The sequence below is a fragment of the [Flexibacter] sp. ATCC 35208 genome (assembly GCF_001975825.1).
Lineage (GTDB): Bacteria > Bacteroidota > Bacteroidia > Chitinophagales > Chitinophagaceae > Chitinophaga.
On the sequence record NZ_MTKN01000360.1, the window covers coordinates 1 to 349 of the forward strand.

Below are 349 nucleotides of genomic sequence, written 5' to 3' on the forward strand. Positions count from 1 at the left end.
GTAAATGGCACCCAGAAAACTGTTTCATCTGGCTCCACCATCACTTTCACCGGCAATTCCGCTCCTATTATGATTCTTATCTGGAAAAATTAAACCCATGAACAAACATCTATCTATATATATCACATTTTGCTGCCTGCTGGGAATATTCCATCCCGGCAGCGCACAGGTGCCTGTTACCACCCAACATACTGCTGCTACTCCCGTTATACGACCTTCCGCTTATACAACTACTGCTTACAGCTCCTTATACATCTGGACACCAGCTATGATCACAACAGATACTGATGCCGTCTTAGATACCAGCCATACTGCTGCAGCGGTAAAATTGACGACACAATACCTGGAC

1 protein-coding gene is annotated in these 349 nt (G+C 45.0%); it reads left to right on the forward strand.

Features of this window, described 5'->3' with window-relative positions:
• Positions 1-97: 97 nt before the first annotated feature.
• Positions 98-349, forward strand: a 252-nt coding sequence (locus BW716_RS35915) for a hypothetical protein (RefSeq protein ID WP_143709287.1), incomplete at its 3' end; no start/stop codon positions are given.